Annotated in this window: 15 protein-coding genes; 8 read left to right on the top strand and 7 right to left on the bottom strand. The window is 32.8% G+C overall.

The genetic code is table 11. The features are described 5' to 3' along the window. Position 1 precedes the first annotated feature (1 nt). The 3 genes from RF683_RS02095 to RF683_RS02085 form a co-directional block, all read right to left on the bottom strand. Entirely contained in the window at positions 2-1,270 is a 1,269-nt protein-coding gene (locus RF683_RS02095; RefSeq protein WP_309532573.1) for a sigma-54 interaction domain-containing protein, read from the bottom strand. Between the two features lie 76 nt (positions 1,271-1,346). Next, positions 1,347-2,798 carry a tRNA (N6-isopentenyl adenosine(37)-C2)-methylthiotransferase MiaB gene (gene miaB / locus RF683_RS02090; protein ID WP_309532572.1) on the bottom strand — a complete coding sequence of 484 codons (1,452 nt, stop codon included), beginning with the start codon at positions 2,796-2,798 and terminating at the stop codon, positions 1,347-1,349. Between the two features lie 151 nt (positions 2,799-2,949). Next, on the bottom strand, positions 2,950-5,631 hold the full coding sequence (locus tag RF683_RS02085; protein WP_309532571.1) for a DUF7619 domain-containing protein: 2,682 nt from the start codon (positions 5,629-5,631) through the stop codon (positions 2,950-2,952). A gap of 267 nt (positions 5,632-5,898) precedes the next feature. On the opposite strand from RF683_RS02085, the gene topA reads away from it, so the two are divergent. The 7 genes from topA to RF683_RS02050 all read left to right on the top strand — a co-directional run bounded on the left by topA (position 5,899) and on the right by RF683_RS02050 (position 15,410). Beyond that, positions 5,899-8,385 (top strand): type I DNA topoisomerase, encoded by a 2,487-nt coding sequence (topA, locus tag RF683_RS02080; protein ID WP_309532570.1) that lies wholly within the window; start codon positions 5,899-5,901, stop codon positions 8,383-8,385. A 6-nt stretch (positions 8,386-8,391) separates the two neighbouring features. Further along, entirely contained in the window at positions 8,392-9,537 is a 1,146-nt protein-coding gene (locus RF683_RS02075) for a formimidoylglutamase (RefSeq protein WP_309532569.1), read from the top strand. Between the two features lie 133 nt (positions 9,538-9,670). After that, positions 9,671-11,059, top strand: coding sequence for a T9SS ring complex lipoprotein PorK/GldK (gene porK, locus RF683_RS02070; protein WP_309532568.1), 1,389 nt, complete (start codon positions 9,671-9,673; stop codon positions 11,057-11,059). Between the two features lie 55 nt (positions 11,060-11,114). Continuing rightward, on the top strand, positions 11,115-11,750 hold the full coding sequence (gene porL / locus RF683_RS02065) for a type IX secretion system motor protein PorL/GldL (RefSeq protein WP_298659437.1): 636 nt from the start codon (positions 11,115-11,117) through the stop codon (positions 11,748-11,750). A 62-nt stretch (positions 11,751-11,812) separates the two neighbouring features. Beyond that, on the top strand, positions 11,813-13,363 hold the full coding sequence (gene porM / locus RF683_RS02060) for a type IX secretion system motor protein PorM/GldM (protein ID WP_309532567.1): 1,551 nt from the start codon (positions 11,813-11,815) through the stop codon (positions 13,361-13,363). Positions 13,364-13,379: 16 nt separating this feature from the next. Continuing rightward, a complete protein-coding gene (gene porN, locus RF683_RS02055; RefSeq protein ID WP_309532566.1) occupies positions 13,380-14,276 on the top strand; it encodes a type IX secretion system ring subunit PorN/GldN in 897 nt (298 codons plus the stop codon). A 66-nt stretch (positions 14,277-14,342) separates the two neighbouring features. Continuing rightward, positions 14,343-15,410, top strand: a complete 1,068-nt coding sequence (locus RF683_RS02050; RefSeq protein ID WP_309532565.1) for an NAD(P)/FAD-dependent oxidoreductase — start codon at positions 14,343-14,345, stop codon at positions 15,408-15,410. Here RF683_RS02050 and RF683_RS02045 read toward each other — a convergent pair. After that, on the bottom strand, positions 15,407-15,802 hold the full coding sequence (locus RF683_RS02045) for a DUF983 domain-containing protein (protein WP_309532564.1): 396 nt from the start codon (positions 15,800-15,802) through the stop codon (positions 15,407-15,409). The genes RF683_RS02050 and RF683_RS02045 overlap by 4 nt on opposite strands. A gap of 64 nt (positions 15,803-15,866) precedes the next feature. On the opposite strand from RF683_RS02045, the gene RF683_RS02040 reads away from it, so the two are divergent. Further along, positions 15,867-17,780, top strand: a complete 1,914-nt coding sequence (locus tag RF683_RS02040; protein WP_309532563.1) for an ABC-F family ATP-binding cassette domain-containing protein — start codon at positions 15,867-15,869, stop codon at positions 17,778-17,780. A 29-nt stretch (positions 17,781-17,809) separates the two neighbouring features. Here RF683_RS02040 and RF683_RS02035 read toward each other — a convergent pair whose 3' ends face one another. Genes RF683_RS02035 through RF683_RS02025 form a run of 3 tightly spaced genes read right to left on the bottom strand, consistent with a single transcriptional unit; the run spans position 17,810 to position 19,923 of the window. Beyond that, positions 17,810-18,955, bottom strand: coding sequence for a GNAT family N-acetyltransferase (locus tag RF683_RS02035; RefSeq protein ID WP_309532562.1), 1,146 nt, complete (start codon positions 18,953-18,955; stop codon positions 17,810-17,812). A gap of 56 nt (positions 18,956-19,011) precedes the next feature. Further along, a complete protein-coding gene (locus RF683_RS02030; RefSeq protein WP_309532561.1) occupies positions 19,012-19,491 on the bottom strand; it encodes a DUF1761 domain-containing protein in 480 nt (159 codons plus the stop codon). Positions 19,492-19,533: 42 nt separating this feature from the next. Continuing rightward, complete coding sequence (locus RF683_RS02025; RefSeq protein ID WP_309532560.1) at positions 19,534-19,923, bottom strand: heavy-metal-associated domain-containing protein; 390 nt, start codon at positions 19,921-19,923, stop codon at positions 19,534-19,536. Between the last annotated feature and the right edge of the window lie 47 nt (positions 19,924-19,970).

Genomic DNA, 19,970 nt, shown 5'->3' with positions numbered 1-19,970 from the left:
TTTACAAGTCAAATTGTTTAATTTTTCTGTATAAGGTGCGCTCCGAAATACCTAATTCATCTGCTGCGGCTTTTCGTTTCCCTTTATTTTTTTCTAAAGCTTTCTTAATCATTTCTAATTCTTTAGCTTCTAAACTCAGTGTTTCTTCTTCCTCTATGGCTTCGGCGAATAAGTAATTCCCATTTTCTTCATCTTCATCATGAAATTCCTCTTGCTCTATTTCCTCTTCAACGGGTACTAATTGCATTTTATTTCGTTCTTCAAAAATAGTATTTTTTTCGTCAGTTGTGCCATATATTTTTTGAATCAATGATTTATTCGTTTCTTGAACTTTAGCCACGCCATTTTGCATTAATTCTAATGTGAGTTTTTTCAAGTCATTCAAATCATTTTTCATATCAAAAAGGACTTTGTACAAAATTTCTCTTTCTGTACTAAAATCACTTGCACTTTTCTTTTCGCCTACAACTTGTGGTAAACTTTTTTCATTTTCTGGTAAATACGATTGTAACGTAGTTAATCCTATTTCTCTATTCGTTTCCAATACAGATATTTGCTCTGCTACATTTCTTAACTGACGAATATTTCCACTCCATCTGTAATGCAATAAATAACGGACTGCTTCCTCCGATAATTTGATTGGCGGCATTTTATATTTATGTGCAAAATCGGCTGCAAATTTTCTAAATAAAAGATGAATATCGTCTTTACGTTCACGAAGTGCAGGTAGTTGTATTTCTACTGTACTCAACCTATAATATAAATCTTCTCTAAATTTTCCTTTTTCAATGGCTTCTATCATATTAACGTTTGTAGCCGCTACTATTCGAACATTTGTTTTTTGGACTTGAGAAGAACCAACTTTTATGAATTCACCATTTTCTAACACACGAAGCAATCTTACTTGAGTCGTTAAGGGCAACTCACCCACTTCATCAAGAAAAATAGTTCCCCCATTAGCCACTTCGAAATACCCTTCTCGAGCAGATGTAGCCCCTGTAAAGGATCCTTTTTCATGTCCAAACAACTCGCTATCTATTGTTCCTTCAGGAATAGCGCCACAGTTTACAGCTATATATTTGCCGTGTTTGCGATGAGAAAGTGCATGAATAATTTTTGGAATACTTTCTTTACCTACACCACTTTCACCTGTAACCAATACAGAAATATCTGTAGGTGCAACTTGCATTGCTTTCTCTACAGCTCGATTTAATTTGGGATCGTTCCCAATAATCTCAAAGCGTTGTTTTATGTTTTGAACTGATTCCATTTTTTTAGTTTAAAGTTTCAGGTTTCAGGTTTAAAAAGTTAACATGAAACTATTAAACGTGAAACTTAAAATAAATTTAATTCATTCGCTCAGAATAACCAACAGCTTCTCCAATTAATGTTGCAGTGGTGCAATCTGTAATTTTAACATTTACAAAATCCCCTGGTTTATAATTTTCTTTGGGAAAAACAACAACTGTATTTTGTGAATTTCTACCCGACCAATGCTTATCTGAACGTTTTGAATCTTTTTCTACTAACACTTCCACTACTTGACCTACAAAACGTTTAGTACGTTCTAAAGCCATTTTTTGTTGTAAATCTATAATTTCATTTAATCTTCTTTTCTTAACCGTTTCAGGAACATCATCTTCCATTTTTCGGGCGGCTAATGTTCCTGGTCTTTCAGAATAGGCAAACATAAACCCAAAATCATACTTACAATGTTCCATTAAACTTAATGTATCTTGATGGTCTGCTTCTGTTTCTGTAGGAAAACCAGCAATCATATCTTGCGATAAAGAAATATCAGGAATGATTTCATATATTTTATCAACTAAAGCGATATATTCTTCTCTAGTATGTTGACGATTCATTGCCTCCAAAATTCTGGTACTTCCAGATTGTACAGGCAAGTGAATATATTTACAAATATTGTGATGCTTTGCCATTACTTCAATCACTTCAATATGCATATCTTGTGGATTTGAAGTAGAAAAACGAAAACGCATTTTTGGAAATTGAGACGCACATCTATCTAACAATTGCGCAAAATCAACCGCAGTCGCTTTTTGCATATCAGAAGCTTTATCAAAATCTTTTTTTAAGCCTCCTCCATACCATAAATAACTGTCTACATTTTGGCCTAATAACGTAACTTCTTTAAAGCCTTTATCCCATAAATCTTGAATTTCCTGAACAATGCTCTCTGGCTCGCGGCTACGTTCTCTTCCTCTGGTAAACGGAACTACACAAAACGTACACATGTTATCACATCCACGGGTAATCGAAACAAACGCAGAAACACCATTACTGCTTAAACGAACTGGTTGAATATCTCCATAGGTTTCTTCTTTTGAAAGAATAACATTAATGGCATCGCGACCTTCATCAACATCTTTCAACAAATTAGGAATATCTTTGTAGGCATCTGGTCCCACAACCATATCTACAATTTTTTCTTCGTCTAAAAATTTCTCTTTCAAACGCTCTGCCATACATCCTAAAACACCCACTTTCATAGTTGGATTAATTTTTTTGATGGCATTGTATTCTTGCAAACGTTTTCTAACTGTTTGCTCTGCTTTATCTCTTATAGAACACGTATTAACCAATACTAAATCCGCTTCTTCTAAATTCTGAGTTGTATTATAGCCTTGTTCAGACAAAATAGAAGCCACAATTTCGCTATCAGAAAAATTCATTTGACAACCGTAGCTTTCAATGAATAATTTCTTTTGATTGGTTTCTTTTTTATCGGTAACTAAACTTGTTCCTTGTTTATTTTCTTCAATTATCTTTTCTTCCATAATCCGTATTATAATTTTATTTTCGAAAAACTTTGTTTTCAAAAATTAAGAAAGCAAAGATAGTACTAAATTTTACTATCTGCCAAATTGTCAGCGTCAGTTTAACAAAATTTAATAAAAAAAGCAACTCTTTCGAATTGCTTTCCTTTAATTACTCTTTAATTATCCTGACACCACTACTACCCTTTTCGGTATTTACTTTTACTAAATACGTGCCTCTTTGTAGTGAAGAAACATCGACATTTTCTGAAAATCTTGGAATAGCTAGCACTATTTGTCCTAATGTATTATAAATTTCCAAAGATTGTATTTCTAAACTATTTTTAGTCTTAATCGCAAAATTGTCTTTAACCGGATTTGGATATAAAGCAAATTCATTTTCAAAAACAAAACTATTAGCATTTAACAATTGATAGGTAGAAGTAGCCGTATTGGTTATAATTGGAAAATTATAATCAAAATAAATAGAAGCCGAATTACTAACCGTACTGTTCACTGTTAAAGTTGGCAACGATTTAATTTTAAACACTACATACCCATCATTTGTAGCATCTGCAAAAGGTAGGTTGATATTTTCAAAAATAAATTCTACTTTGTTACCTGTGATTTTTGCGTAACAAGTGTGACTACTATTTATTATTTGTAACATAGAAACATCAAATTTCGCGGTATCAATCATATCTTTTACTACAATGTTTTGTGCAGGAAAAGTACCCGTATTTTCAAAACGAATTTGATAGGTAACATAATCGCCTATTTTTGAAGGATTAATTATTGGTCCTTCTAAACACGTTTTATCATTTGGATCGTAGGAATTAACAACGGTTTGATTTAAAGTAAACGCATTATCAGTAGGTGTTTCATCAATAGCAATTAGTGATATTGTAGCAGTATAAGCAAGAACATTTCCAGCATTTAACGGAGGCGTTTCAATAGGTGTATTCAGATTAAAACTCACAGTAATTGTTCCGGATTGAAATGGCGCTAAATTACCTAAATTCCAAGATAATTGCCCAACAACCTGACTAGTTGTAGCAACTGAAGCGTTAATAAAATCCATAACATTATCGTTATAACCAAAGGTTAAGCTTGCATTTTCAATTTGATTGCCTTTGTTTTTATATACAATTTTATATGCCGCATCAAAACCTGGGCGAGCTACCCCAATTGGAACAACTGTAACTTCTAAATCGTGGTGCACTCCATTAGCCGTAATACAAAAATTTTGAACAAAAGGACTACTTTGCGAAGGAAAACTTACCGTTGTAGTTGCTGGGCTAACGTTAAAATAACTTGGGTTTTCAAACACAGGAGTAAGCGTGTGAGTACCTGCTTGAACTGGAATAGAATAATTTCCTGCCTCATTAGCAATTAAACTCCCTGATTGTGTACCATTAGTAATATTAATTTTTAAATTTCGATACAAACCATCACTGGCATCACATCCATTATTATTACTGTCTAAACGGTTATTGCCATTAATTGTATAAAACGTGCCACCTGGTGTAAAACTACAATAACTATTTACATGGCAGGTTGACCCCATACCATATTGATTGATTTTGTTTTGCACTAAGATTAAATCTTCTTCATCTGCACATATATAATGAAGATTAGGATTACTTGAAAAAACCAAATCTTGCCAATTAGTATTTCCGTTATTAATAAATAAGGTGGTCAATTGATTAGAAAAACATAACAAAGTCCGCAAATTCGATAAGCCCGAAACATTTAAGCTGGTTAATTGATTATTAGCACAACTCAAAGACTGCAAATTCGTAAAACCCGAAACATTTAAGGAGGTTAATTGATTTTGATAACATAACAAATGTAGCAAATTCGATAAACCCGAAACATTTAAGCTGGTTAATTGATTATTACCACAACTCAAATACTGCAAATTCGATAAGCCCGAAACATTTAAGCTGGTTAATTGATTATTAGCACAACTCAAAGAAGATAAATTCGTACAACCCGAAATATTTAAGGTGGTTAATTGATTTTGATAACAAAACAAATGCTGCAAATTTGTTAAACCGGAAACATCTAAACTGGTTAATTCATTAAAATTACAATACAACCTTATCAAATTCGTACAACCGGAAACATTTAAGGTGATCAATTGATCACCACTACAATCCAAATACTGCAAATTCGTACAACCCGAAACATTTAAGGAGGTTAATTGATTAGTACTACAACCCAAAGACTGCAAATTCGATAAACCTAAAACATTTAAGGTGGTCAATTGATTAGTACTACAATCCAATCTCCGTAAATTCGATAAGCCTGAAACATTTAAGGTGGTCAATTGATTAGAATCACAATTCAAATCCTGCAAATTCGATAAGCCTGAAACATTTAAGCTGGTTAATTGATTATTACCACAACTCAAATACTGCAAATTCGATAAGCCCGAAACATTTAAGGAGGTTAATTGATTTTGAGAACAATACAATTGCTGCAAATTTGTTAAACCGGAAACATCTAAGGTGGTTAAATGATTAAAACCACAATCCAAATACTGCAAATTTATAAAAGCATCTAAACCTGTTAGGTTTAAAATTGAAGAATTTTCAATATTTAACCATTTTATAGCTTGTGTTTCTGTTACTTGTATTTCTCCGTCATTATTGGCGTCTATGTTGTTATATGATGTTACAGACAAAGTTCCATCAGTAGCATTATAAACAGGTGATTGTGAGGAAGCAATAGTATTAGAAGAACTAGCTTGCAACAACTTTGCTTTAAAATTAGCATCCGGGATATTTACTATTTGTGCTTGTGTAACTATTACAAGAAAAAGAAACGATAATGTGTTAAATTTTTTCATAATGTGTAAAATTTTATTTATAAAAGGTCATATATGTTATCGCCTTTTTATTTATCTGTGTTTATCTCACAATTTTATTGTTTTCATTCGTGTTCGATGATTTTCAATTACAAGCAAACGAGTTTGTTATGGCTATTTCATATAATTAAATTAATAAAACAAATGTAATTTTTTTTCTACAAAAAAACAATTTTAAAAATAAAAAAAACACACCTATATATGTATCTAAAAAAAAACTTCTACTTTTGTCGCATCAAAAAAGTGAAAATGGCAAAGAATTTAGTCATCGTGGAGTCGCCAGCTAAGGCAAAAACTATCGAAAAATTTTTAGGTAAAGAGTATCAAGTAGAGTCCAGTTATGGGCACATTGCAGATTTACCTTCAAAAGAGATTGGGGTAGATGTGGCGAATGACTTTAAACCAAAATATGAAGTTTCTTCAGATAAAAAAGCATTAGTTAAAAAATTAAAAGATTTAGCTAAAAATGCAGAAATGGTTTGGTTAGCTTCCGATGAAGACCGTGAAGGAGAAGCCATTGCGTGGCATTTAGCCGAAGAATTAAAACTAGATAAAAGTAAAACAAAACGTATTGTTTTTCACGAAATCACCAAAACAGCCATTCAAAAAGCGATTGAAAATCCAAGAGGTATTGATTATAATTTAGTTAACGCACAACAAGCTCGAAGAGTTTTAGACCGTTTAGTAGGATATGAATTATCACCTGTTTTATGGAAAAAAGTAAAAGGCGGCTTATCTGCAGGAAGAGTACAATCTGTTTCGGTTCGTTTAATTGTAGAACGTGAACGCGAAATACAAGACTTTAAGGCGGAAGCAAGTTTTTCCATAGCGGCAGAATTCACAAATGAAGCTGGAAAAGTAGTTAAAGCTAAATTAGCTAAAAATTTCACTACACAAGCAGAAGCAAAACTTTTTTTAGAAAAAAACAGCGCCGCAACATTTAAAGTGGCTGATTTAGAAACCAAACCCACAAAAAAATCACCTGCCGCACCTTTTACAACTTCGACATTACAACAGGAAGCAGCGAGAAAACTATACTTACCCGTAGGGATTACCATGCAAATTGCACAACGTTTGTATGAAGCCGGATTAATTACCTATATGAGAACAGATAGTGTAAATCTTTCTCAAGAAGCAATGGCAGCTGCACAAGCGGAAATTATTTCCTATTATGGTAGCGAATTTAGTAAACCAAGAAATTTTTCAACTAAATCAAAAGGGGCTCAAGAAGCTCACGAAGCGATTCGCCCTACAGACATGAGTCGTCATACAGTTGATCTGGATAGAGACCAAGCGCGTTTATATGATTTGATTTGGAAACGAACAATTGCTTCCCAAATGAGTGATGCAGCCTTAGAACGCACAAATGTTAAAATCAATGCATCTTCTCATAATGAACAATTTGTAGCAACCGGTGAGGTAATCAAATTTGAAGGTTTTCTTAAAGTGTATTTAGAAGGAAATGACGATGATGATGATGAACAAGAAGGCATGTTACCAGCGTTAAGAATAAATGAACAATTAATAAATAATTTCATCTCTGCAACCGAACGTTTCAGTAGACCTCCTTCAAGATATACAGAAGCTTCTTTAGTAAAAAAACTAGAAGAATTAGGTATTGGGCGACCTTCAACGTATGCTCCAACTATCTCAACCATAATCAACAGAAATTATGTTGAAAAAGGAAGTTTTGAAGGAACAGAAAGAAAGTATACCCAATTAATATTAAAAAATGGCGAACTTAAATCTGCTCACTTAAAAGAGACATTTGGTTCTGATAAAGGGAAATTAGTTCCTACAGATATTGGAGGAATCGTTAATGACTTCTTAGTTAAAAATTTTGAAACCATTTTAGATTACAATTTCACCGCAAAAGTGGAGCAAGATTTTGACGAAATTGCTGAAGGAAAAGAAGATTGGAGTAAAATGATGCGTGATTTTTACAATCATTTTCACCCGATTGTATCAAATGTTGAAAACAATGCCGAAAGAGAAACAGGCGAGCGTATATTAGGTAAAGACCCGAAAACAGGAAAACAAGTAAGTGTAAGATTAGGAAAATTTGGTCCAATGGCACAAATAGGAGAAGCTGATGATACCGAAAAACAATTTGCAAGCTTACGGGCAGACCAAAACATAAGCACCATTACACTAGAGGAAACACTGAATCTTTTTTTACTACCTAAAACATTAGGAGAACTTGACGGGGAAACCATTGAAGTAAACAATGGTAGATTTGGCCCCTATGTACGTTTTGGCAAACAATTTATTTCTCTTCCAAAAGGCGAAGACCCACTAGACGTAACATTAGAACGCGCTAAAGAATTAATTGGTGAAAAGCAACAAGCCGATGCACCTATTGGCACTTATAACAATCTACCCATACAAAAAGGAGTAGGTCGTTTTGGACCTTTTATCAAGTGGAATGGCTTATTTATTAATGTGAATAAAAAATATAATTTTGACCAATTATCACAAACAGATTTAAATGAGTTAATTGAAGAAAAAATTCAAAAAGACATTGATAAAATAATTCACGATTGGCCAGCCGAAGGCATACGAGTAGAAAAAGCGCGATGGGGAAAATCTATAATTCTAAAAGGCAAAATCAAAATAGAATTGAGTAAAGATGTAGATGTTGCCAAATTATCTTTGGAACAAATTAAAGAAATACTAGATAAAAAAACACCTGCAAAGAAAGCAACAGCAAAAAAAACAACTACTAAAAAGAAATAACCTTTTATGGCTTTTGAATTTTTACAACCCGTTTCAGAAAACATAGTAAACTATGTTGAAAGTTTGTCTAATCAATCATTAGGTAAAAAGGTTGTAATGCACACAAGTACTGACTTTCCTAATTTAGACTTATGCAGTCTAGCACTAATTTGTGTTAATGAAAATAGAGGAGCAGCGTTAACTAATGAAGACTTTAGTTTTGATAGCTTCAGAAAACAATTTTACACATTGTATCCTGGAAATTGGCAAAAAAGTATTGCAGATTTAGGTGATGTTGTTGCAGGAGAATCTTTAACTGACACTTATTTTGTAATAAAAACGATTTGTGAAGCCTTAATTAAGAAAAAAATCATACCCATTATTATTGGAGGATCGCAAGATTTAACATTTGCTATGTACAGAGCGTATGACCATTTAGAACAGATGGTTAATCTTGTTGCTATTGACAACCAATTTGATTTTGCAAAAGAAAATGGTAAAGAATCAAATGGATATTTATCTAAAATAATTGTTGAAGAACCTACTAACTTATTTAATTATAGTAATATAGGGTATCAAACCTATTATAATTCACAAGAAGAAATTGATTTAGCTGAAAAATTATACTTTGACGCTTTTCGCTTAGGTGAAATCATAAAAAATCCAGCAGTTGTAGAGCCAGTATTCAGAGATGCGGATTTAATTAGTTTAGACTTACAAGCGGTTAAAAGTGCTGATTCTGGAAACAACGTTTCCTTTTTTCCAAATGGCTTTGACGGAAGAGAAATATGCTTATTAGCACGCTATGCAGGAATCAGTGATAAAGTAAGTGCTTTTGGTATTTTTAATCATTTGTACAGTTCCAATGAATTTCATTTAATTGCACAAATTATCTGGTATTTTATTGAAGGGCATCATTACCGTTCACTAGAATATCCTTTTGAAGACAAATCTAACTACCTCAAGTATATTGTTTTAGTAGAAGAAGAAGAATTAGTTTTTTATAAAAGTAATCGATCTGAAAGATGGTGGATAGAAATTAGTATAAAAAACAAATACAATAAAACAACAAATCATACGTTATTACCTTGTACACATGAGGATTACCTAGCTGCTTGTCAAGATGAAATACCCGAAAGATGGTGGAAAGCACATCGAAAAAGCTATTTATAAACTCGATAAATGTGTTAAGAAAATCGACAAAAAACACTTTTTTTATGATTTTTTTTCATGAACTATTGTATATGTCAAAATAATTAAATAGGTTTACGGCCTCAAATAAATAAAGTTATTAACCCAATTTTATATGAAAAAATTAGTATTATTATCAGCAACACTAGCTTTACTTGTAAGCTGTGGTAAGGGCGACAAAGGAGAGCTTGTAGGAGTTAAAGGTAAAAAATGGCATTCAGAAAAGCCATATGGAATGACCCTTGTCCCTGGTGGTGCTTTTATAATGGGTAAGTCAGATGATGACGTGGCAAATGTTCAAGATGCCCCTACAAAAACAGTAACTGTGCGTTCGTTTTACATGGATGAAACAGAAATCACAAATAGTGAATACCGTCAATTTGTAGAATGGGTAAAGGACTCTACTATCCGAACAAGACTAGCTGTAACTGCTGAAGAGCAAGGTATAAAACCAGGCGGTAAAGGAAGCAAAACAGGCAGCATTGGTGATTTTGCTTTTGCAGATGTAGATCCTGCTAAGATGACGCCATATGACAAATATATGTATGACAACTATTATAGTTTAGGTACAGATGACGATCCCTATGCGTTCAGAAAATTGAACAAAAAAGTAAAATTAATCAAAGAAACTAAAAAATACCCAGATGAACATTACGTTGAAGTAATGGACTCTATGTATTTGCCAGACGCAGAATCGTTTAATGGGTTAAAAACGATTGACGTTAGAAAATTAAAATTCAAATACAACCAAGTTGACTTAAATAAAGCGGTTAAGAAAAAAGGGCGTAAAAATTTCTTTGAGGAAACACCTCCTATCGAAGTTTACCCTGATACAACAGTTTGGATTAAAGACTGGTCATATTCTTATAACGAACCAATGCACAATGACTATTTCTGGCATCAAGCGTATGCAGAATATCCAGTAGTAGGTGTAAATTGGAATCAAGCAAGAGCATTTTGTGCTTGGAGAACCATGTATAAAAATGCATATGTAAAAAAATTAAAAGGAAGAGACCAAGTAAATTCATTCCGCTTACCTTCAGAAGCAGAATGGGAATATGCTGCAAGAGGCGGTGTAGAATCAGGAACCTATCCTTGGGGTGGACCGTATGCTAAAAATGACAGAGGTTGTTTCTTAGCAAACTTTAAACCGAACCGAGGAGATTATGCTGCTGATGGTGCATTATACACTGTAGAAGCTAAATCATTTGAGCCAAACGATTTCAACTTATATAATATGGCTGGAAACGTTTCAGAATGGACACAGTCTTCTTATGATGCGGGTGCATATGAATTTGTTTCAACAATGAATCCTAATGTAGCTGACATGAAAAACCAAAGAAAAGTAATTCGTGGTGGTTCATGGAAAGACGTAGCGTTCTTTTTACAAGTATCAACACGTGATTTTGAATATGGAGATTCGGCAAGAAGTTACATCGGATTTAGAACTGTTCAAGATTACATGGGAACAGAAGCAACCGGAAACGGCAGAAGAAGAAAATAATTAAAAACCAATTTTTTAAAAATTATATTAACTTAACTAACTAAAATTATTTATTATGGGACTATTATCACCTAGAGTTATGAATTTCACCTATGGTATGGGTGCAGCAGTTGTAATTGTTGGAGCTTTATTCAAATTAATGCACTGGCCAGGAGCAAGTTTAATGCTTATTATCGGTTTAAGTACAGAAGCATTAATTTTTGGATTATCGGCTTTTGATAAACCTGAAAAAGAATTAGACTGGTCATTAGTATATCCAGAATTAGCAGGTGGTGAAGCAAAACCAAAATCAGCTAAAAAAGAAGATCCAAGTGAAGCTCAAGGGTTATTATCACAAAAATTAGACAACTTATTAAAAGATGCTAAAATTGATGGTGAATTAATGTCTAGCTTAAGCAATAGCATTAAAAACTTTGAAGGTGCTGCTAAAAATATTGCTCCTACTGTTGACGCTATCGCTTCACAAAAGAAATACGCAGACGAAATGGTTAATGCTGCCAATTCATTAGAAGCATTAAACAATTTATATAAAGCACAATTAGACGGTGCTCAGAAAAACGCAGATGCAAATGCTCAAATTGCTGAAAATGCAGAAAAATTAAAAGAGCAAATGCAATCAATGACATCAAACATTTCATCATTAAACGCTGTTTATGGTGGTATGCTTTCTGCTATGCAAAACAAAGGATAATTAGTTTTATCGTTATAAATTAAAACTAAAATTATTAACAATTTAACTAATTAGAAAGAAAAATGGCAGGAGGAAAATTAACCCCTAGACAGAAGATGATTAACCTGATGTATCTGGTTTTCATCGCCATGTTAGCACTTAACATGTCAAAAGAAGTATTATCAGCTTTCGGATTAATGAACGAAAAATTCCAAAGTGTGAATGCTTTCTCTAAAGACTATAACGAAAGTTTATACATGCAGTTAGAGTCTAAAGCTGAAGAAAATAAAGCACAATTTGGCGTGCCTTATGAAAAAGCAAAACAAATAAAACCTATTATTGAGAATTTCTATAAGTTCATTGAATCAGTAAAAACAGAAGTTACTTCAAAATTTGAAGTTGAAGAAGATGGTCCAAATAAAGGAAAATTACCTTATGAAGCCATGGACAAATCTACGATTGACGAAGATTGGTTTGAAGGTGATGGGTATTCTCCAAGAGGAAAAGAGATTGTAGGAGCTATTGATAAATTTAGAGCAGACATTAAAGCTGCTATCGGAAATGATGTGAAATATAAATTCATCATGGATGATTTAGAGAAAAGATTTAGTACAGTAGATGTAACTAATGGAGAAGGAATAAAATCTAAATATTTAGATTATAACTTCAAAGGTTTCCCTGCAATTGCTACTGTAGCTAAATTAACAGCTATGCAAAACGATGTTAAAAAAACAGAACAAGATTTATACAATGCCTTAATTGGTAATACAAATGCGCAAGCAGCATCTATGAAAAACTACAAAGCTATTGTAGTAATGGATAAAAATGCATATTTCCAAGGCGAACAAGTTACAGGTAGAGTAGTATTAGGTCGTTATGACGAATCTACAGTACCTCAATCAGTAGTAGTAAATGGAGCAAGTACTTCAATTGAAAACGGTCAAGCTATTTTTAAAATGGGTGCTGGTTCTGTTGGTGAAAAAGACATTACAGGTAAATTTACCTTTATTGAAGATGGCAAACCTGTGCCTATTGCTATTGAAGGTAAATATGTAGTAGTTCCAAAACCTAATCAAGCTATTGTATCTGCTGATAAAATGAACTTAGTATATAGAGGTGTAGATAACCCTATTTCTGTTTCTATCCCAGGTATATCGGCTGACAAGGTTACTGCTAGCGCTCCAGGTATGCGTTCTGCAGGAAAACCAGGAGCCTATATACTTAGACCATCAGGAACATCAGTAACCATTACGGTTACAGGTAAATTACCTGATGGCAAACCAGTTACTAGTAGTCAAAATTTCCGTGTTAAAGGATTACCTGCGCCTACTGGTAAAATTCGTGGTGAGGTTTCTGCAAAAGGACCTAAATCAAGTTTAGAAATCAGTACAGTAACCGCGGAAATGGTAGAATTTGATTTCCCAGTACAAGTACGTGTAAAACAATTTAACATCAAAGTTCCAGGTTCACCTACTGTAGTTGTTTCTGGTAATAAATTAAACAGTTCTGCTATCTCGGCGCTTAAAAAAGCAAGTAGAGGTGATGTCGTAACTATTTCTGAAATTAAAGCTGAGTTTATTGGTATTGATCAACAACCAAGAAACATATCGCCTTGTACCTTTGAAGTACAATAATTTAAAAAAATAAAAAATGAATTGGAGAAATTTTTTAATAGTAACTTTAGTATGTGTTAGCAGTAGCATTTTTGCACAGTCTAACTTGTTAAATGCCAAGACTCCAGACGAGATTGGTAAAAAAACACAAGCAGAACTAAACGCGGATAATGACAAGCCTCTACCTTACGGTTATGTAGCCGATAGAGACATGTTTATGAGCAAAACTGTATGGGAATTGATTGATATCAATCAAAGAGTAAACTTCCCATTATATTTTCCTGTTGATGAGGGAGTAGAATTAAGCGCAGATAGAAAACCTCTATATGCTGTTTTAATGAATGCCATCAAAGACAAAAAAATCACAGAAGTTTATGATTCTGGTTATTTTACAGCGAAAAAAACATATGAAGAAATTGAAAAATCTTTAGTTTTTATCGATACTTTAGATCAAGGTATTGAAGAATTAAACTCGGGTGCAAAATCAGTTTCTCCAGAATTTATTGTAAAAACCGAAATTAAACCTATTGATGTAGCTGGTTATAGAGTAAAAGGATGCTGGTATTTTGACAAACGTCAAGGCGAATTAAAATACCGTTTATTAGGTATTTGCCCAGTTGTTCCAGATGTTTATACTATGGGTAATGAGGCTACAAAAGAGTATATCGATTTATTCTGGATTTATTTCCCAGCAGCGAGAGATGTACTACACGGAGCAAAAGCCTTTAATGATAGAAACTCATCTATGCCTTTCACTTTTGACCATTTATTAAATGCACGTCGCTTTAACGGTACTATTTACCTTGAAGAAAACGTATATGGTGATAGAGAAATCAAAGACTATATGAAAGAAAACTCTTTAATGCAGTTATTAGAATCTGAAAGAGTAAAAGAAAAAATCCGCAACTTCGAACACGACATGTGGAATTACTAATAAAAATTTTCTCCAATACATATAAAAAAACTCCTGCTATTAGCAGGAGTTTTTTATTTTTGTAGCATGATAGAAGTAGATTATTTAATTGTGGGTGCTGGTCTAGCTGGTATTTCGTTCGCCGAAACCTGCATCAGCAATGGAAAAACTATAGTAGTTTTTGACAATAACTCACAAAATTCTACTCTAGTAGCAGGCGGACTTTACAATCCCGTAGTACTGAAACGGTTTAGTGAAGTATGGCAAGCACAGGAACAACTTGATTTAGTCCTACCCTTTTATAAAAAAATTGAAAAAAAAATAAACCGTAGCTTTTTACATGAAATTCCTTTATTAAGAAAATTTAATTCTATTGAAGAACAAAATAATTGGTTCACGGCCTCAGATAAACCCTCTTTAACAAACTACCTCAACCCTACTTTAGAAAACTATACAAATGAAGCTATACAAGCACCGTATAAGTATGGCAAAGTAAACTACACGGGCTTTTTAGACACCGTTGGATATAAATATTTTTACACAGCCTACTTGAAAGAAATTAATGCCTTAGAAGAAACTAGCTTTGAGTATGACAAAATTGAATGGCATGACGCTAAGTTATTTTATAAACACTATAAGGCAAAACATATTGTTTTTGCAGAAGGTTTTGGCTTACACAAAAACCCCTTTTTTAACAACCTTCCATTAGACGGAACAAAAGGCGAATTACTTTTAATTCATGCTCCAGAATTAAAGCTTACTAAAATTATTAATGCAAGTATTTTTATTTTACCAGTAGGAAATGATAGGTATAAAGTAGGCGCTACTTATAATTGGCAAGACAAGGAAACTGAACCTACACAAGAAGGTCTAAATGAATTAACAACACAACTACAAGAATTAATTTCTTGTCCATTTACGGTAGTGAAACATTATGCAGGCATTAGACCAACGGTCAAAGATAGAAGACCCTTAGTAGGAAAGCATTTTGAAAAAGAGAATTTATTTATACTCAATGGCCTAGGCACACGAGGCGTTATGTTTGCACCTTATTTAGCAAAAAAATTATACGCCTTTATTGAAAATGGAAAATCCTTAGACAAAGAAGTAGATATTCTTCGAATTTATAGAAAATTGGGATTACTAAAGTCCTAAATTTTAGTTTTCTTTTCTTTCCAATTTTTATCAAAACTGACAAACATGTTTATCCAAATATTTCTAGATAAACGCATCATTATAGGCATAAAAACAATTAATGTAGCAATAATAGCAATAAATGCAGTTTTTAATGTTGTTCCAATGAAAACATACGAAATAATAAACGCTGCTACAGCAAAAGCAACACCTAAACCATAACTCACATACATTGCTCCATAAAAGAAAGAAGGCTCAATAGCATAGCGTAATTCACAATGTGAACATGTTTCATGCATAGCATAGGTTTTTGATACATTAAACGGATTAGCATCCTCATACATACTTTCTTCTTGACAACGAGGGCAAGTACCTTTAATGATACTCGCTAATTTTGAACCTTTACCAAACATTTTCTCTTTTTTTATACAAAGGTAAAATAAGTATAGTATTTTTGCGTCACATTTGTTACATATTATGCTAAACATACATAATTTATCTGTTTCCTTTGGGGGAACTTATCTTTTTGAAGAAATAACCTTTAGACTTGGCGCGGGTGATCGCGTGGGATTAGTAGGTAAAAATGGAGCAGGAAAATCAACCTTGTTAAAAATTTTGGCAGGCGATGTTAAACCAGATAGTGGTAGCATTGCTACTGAAAAAGAAGTTAAAATTGGATTTCTGCGTCAAGATATTGATTTTGTAAAAGGAAGAACTGTATTAGATGAGGCGTATCAAGCATTTGAAGAAATCAAAAAAGCAGAATTAAAAATTGATGAAATCAATCATCAATTAGCCACTAGAACAGATTATGAAACCGAAAGTTATTCTGAATTAATTGAACAATTAAGTGATGTTCAACACCATTATGAAATTTTAGGCGGGTACAATTATGTAGGCGATACAGAGAAAATTTTATTAGGTTTAGGCTTTAAACGTGAAGACTTTGATAACCAAACAGATACTTTTTCTGGCGGTTGGCGTATGCGTATTGAATTAGCCAAACTGCTATTACAATCAAATGACATTTTACTTTTAGATGAACCTACAAACCACTTAGATATTGAAAGTATTATTTGGCTTGAAAGCTTCCTTAAAAATTTTCCTGGGGTTGTTGTGATTGTTTCACACGATAAAATGTTTTTAGATAATGTAACCAATAGAACTATTGAAATTTCGTTGGGAAAAGCCTATGATTTCAACAAGCCATATTCACAATATTTGGTGCTTCGAGAAGAAATAAGAGAAAAACAATTGGCTACCCAAAAAAATCAGCAAAAGAAAATTGAAGAAACAGAGAAGTTAATTGAAAAATTTAGAGCGAAAGCTTCAAAAGCTTCGATGGCACAATCTTTAATCAAAAAACTGGATAAAGTAGAACGTATTGAAGTAGATGAAGACGACAATTCGGTTATGAATATTTCATTTCCTGTGTCTATTACACCTGGAAGAGTGGTTGTAGAAGCCGAACACGTTACTAAAGCATACGGCGAAAAAACAATTTTAAAAGATATTTCATTGCTAGTAGAGCGTGGCAGTAAAATTGCCTTTGTGGGTCAAAATGGCCAAGGAAAATCTACATTTATCAAAGCAATTGTAAAAGAATTTGAATTTGAAGGAGCTATCAAATTAGGACATAACGTGCAATTAGGCTATTTTGCACAAAATCAAGCAGAATACTTAGATGGCGAAAAAACCTTGCTTGACACAATGTTAGAAGCTGCTCTAGACTCTAACCGAAGTAAAGTGCGCGACATGTTAGGTGCTTTTTTATTTAGAGGCGATGATGTAGAAAAGAAAGTAAAAGTACTTTCGGGAGGGGAGCGTAATCGTTTAGCACTTTGTAAATTATTATTGCAGCCCATCAATGTTTTAGTAATGGATGAGCCTACAAACCACCTTGATATTAAATCTAAAAATGTATTGAAAGCCGCTCTTCAAAAATTTGAAGGCACACTGCTACTCGTTTCACACGACCGTGATTTTTTGCAAGGAATGGCCAATACCGTTTATGAATTTAAAGACCAAAAAATCAAAGAATATTTAGGTGATATTAATTTTTTCTTAGAACAACGTAACGCTCAAAATATGCGCGAAATTGAGAAGAAAGACGATGTAAAGCTACCACCCCCTACTCAACAAACTGCAACTAAAAATTTAAGTTACGAAGAACAAAAAGCACAAAAAACATTGCAGAACAAACTTTCTAAAATTGAAAGTCAAATTCAACAATTGGAGAAAGAAATAGCAAAAGATGATGAAAATTTAGCTAAAAACTATGAGAAACTGATGGAAGATGTTACGTTCTTTGGTGCCTATGAAAAGAAAAAGAAAGAACTGAATCAATTAATGGAAGAATGGGAAACGGTTCAAATGGAAATTGAGAGCTAATATCTACCATTTTACTTTTTGAATATAAACTATTTAAACGGATGTCTTTGTTGCCAAGCTGTTTCAGGCTCTAATCGTTTAAATAATTTTGGAATCAATTTATTTACAATAGCATTTGTGTGATAAATGAATCCCGACATTTGTACAGGCGTTGCACCGATTGAACTTTTTATTTCTAAGGCTGTTCGACCAAAAATAATTTTTTCAAAACCATGCTCTATGCCAAATTTAGTCATGTTATACAACATGTTTAAATATAACATTTTTTCTTTTTGAAGGGTCTCATCATAGCCTAAAAAATAAGTCTCTAATACGTTGTCGTTTAGTAATAAAGAATGAAATCCTACTAATCTCCCCTCAAAAAAATAACCACAGATTCTAAAACGACTGCCACACTGTTTTTTAAATGTTGAAAAATGATTTTTGGCTAAGAAAAAAGTGTTAAATGGTGCATTTTGGGCCACATAATGGTATAGGTTATAAATAGCTTCTTCGTGATGAATTACTTCGTTTACATCAAGCTCTCTCACTTCTATACCTTCAATTTTTTTATGTGCGCGTTTAAATTGATCTCTATATTTTTTTGAAAATGCCGCTACATAATCAGATTCTGTTTTCCATGATGTAGGAAGATTAAAAATCATATTAGGTTGCGTATTAAACTCATACAAAGATGAAAAATGATGTTCTTTCAATTCAACCGAACAATTTTCATAAAAATCTTTGAATGAAACCAAATGTATGTTGACCTGTTTTTCTTTAAAATAAGTTACTAATGTTTGAGCTGATTGAACTAATACATCACTAATACTAGAGAAATCTATAACTTCAGAAAACGCATACCCATTTTGCCCCGTAATCATATTATTACCTAAAAATAGTACATGAGAAGCAAAATTTTTAAATATAAAATTACGAATTGTTGTTTTAAAACACTTTTCTCGCTCACCAAAAGACTCTAGTTGATGAACATTAAGATACTGAGCCAACGAAACACCAATTAATCTAGAATTTTTAAAAATTCCAATGAAGAAACATTGCATATTTGTTGGCGCAGAATCTTCTAGTACTTTTAAATAAGGTGTTTGAAGAAAATGATTACTTTTTGCAACCTCATCCCAAGAATTAGGCAAGTCAGCAGTTCTAGTATATATATTAAATGTTAGATTTTCCAATATAAAAAAATTCGTCCCACAAATGTAGGACGAATGCTATTTAAATAAATGTTAAATTATTTCCAACCACAAATAATGGCACCCATAATTGTTAATGAAACAATCCAATACCCTGCAGTTACAAGGATATAACGCCAAGATTTTTGCTCAAATAAACTATTTATAGCAATAACAGGTAATACAAATGAAACACCTGCCATAAAACCATGAAGTGCGCCATGCTTAAATGTTCGGAAAGCATCACCTTTGTCTTTTAAAAACTCAATTAATGAAACATTTGTTTCATCACCACCCACTAATTGAACAGCCCCTATTTGATGAATTACCATCATAGGAACTACCATAAATGAAATTAAAAGAGAAAATACTAATGTTAATCCGAAGATTTTAATCATATTACTCTTTTGTGCCTTTTCTTCGGTCATGCCGGTTTCATTCATCCAAATAGTCCCAAAAACTTTTGGATTATACCATACAAAACCTACTAAAAATGTCGAAAACGCAGCTATTAAGCATGCAATTGGATTAATTGGCATAATAAATAATTTAATTGGTTAGTAATTCAAATATACAAAAAATTATTCATGTGTCTCTGTATGTTCTCTATACTTACAACATCCATGAATTTTTGCATAATCTTCATCGGTAGCTTTTATCTTTTCGGTGTCATGCCCGGCTTTTGCAATAGCTTTTTGCACATCTTCTACAGAACATTTTGTTTCATCAATGATTAAATGAATGTCTTTGTGGTCTGCATGCCAATCGGCAGATTTTACTCCTTTTACCGAATACGCTGCTTTTTCTATTCTTTTTTTACACATGCCACAGCTTCCATCCACTTCAATGGTAATTTGCTTATTTTTATTAAGTTTTGTTTCTGATGCTTTGGCTTCATCATGTTTTACTTCTTGTGCTTGAACGCTTGTCATGCAACAAGCAATAACAGCAATTAAAATTAATTTTTTCATATGTAAATAATTATTTGTTTGTTTTTAAGATTATATGGCATGTTTTG

This window comes from Flavobacterium sp. 20NA77.7 (genome assembly GCF_031326205.1).
GTDB classification, from domain to species: Bacteria; Bacteroidota; Bacteroidia; order Flavobacteriales; family Flavobacteriaceae; genus Flavobacterium; species Flavobacterium nakdongensis.
Note: the sequence above shows the minus strand (reverse complement) of the source record. Positions and strands in the feature narration are given on the sequence as shown.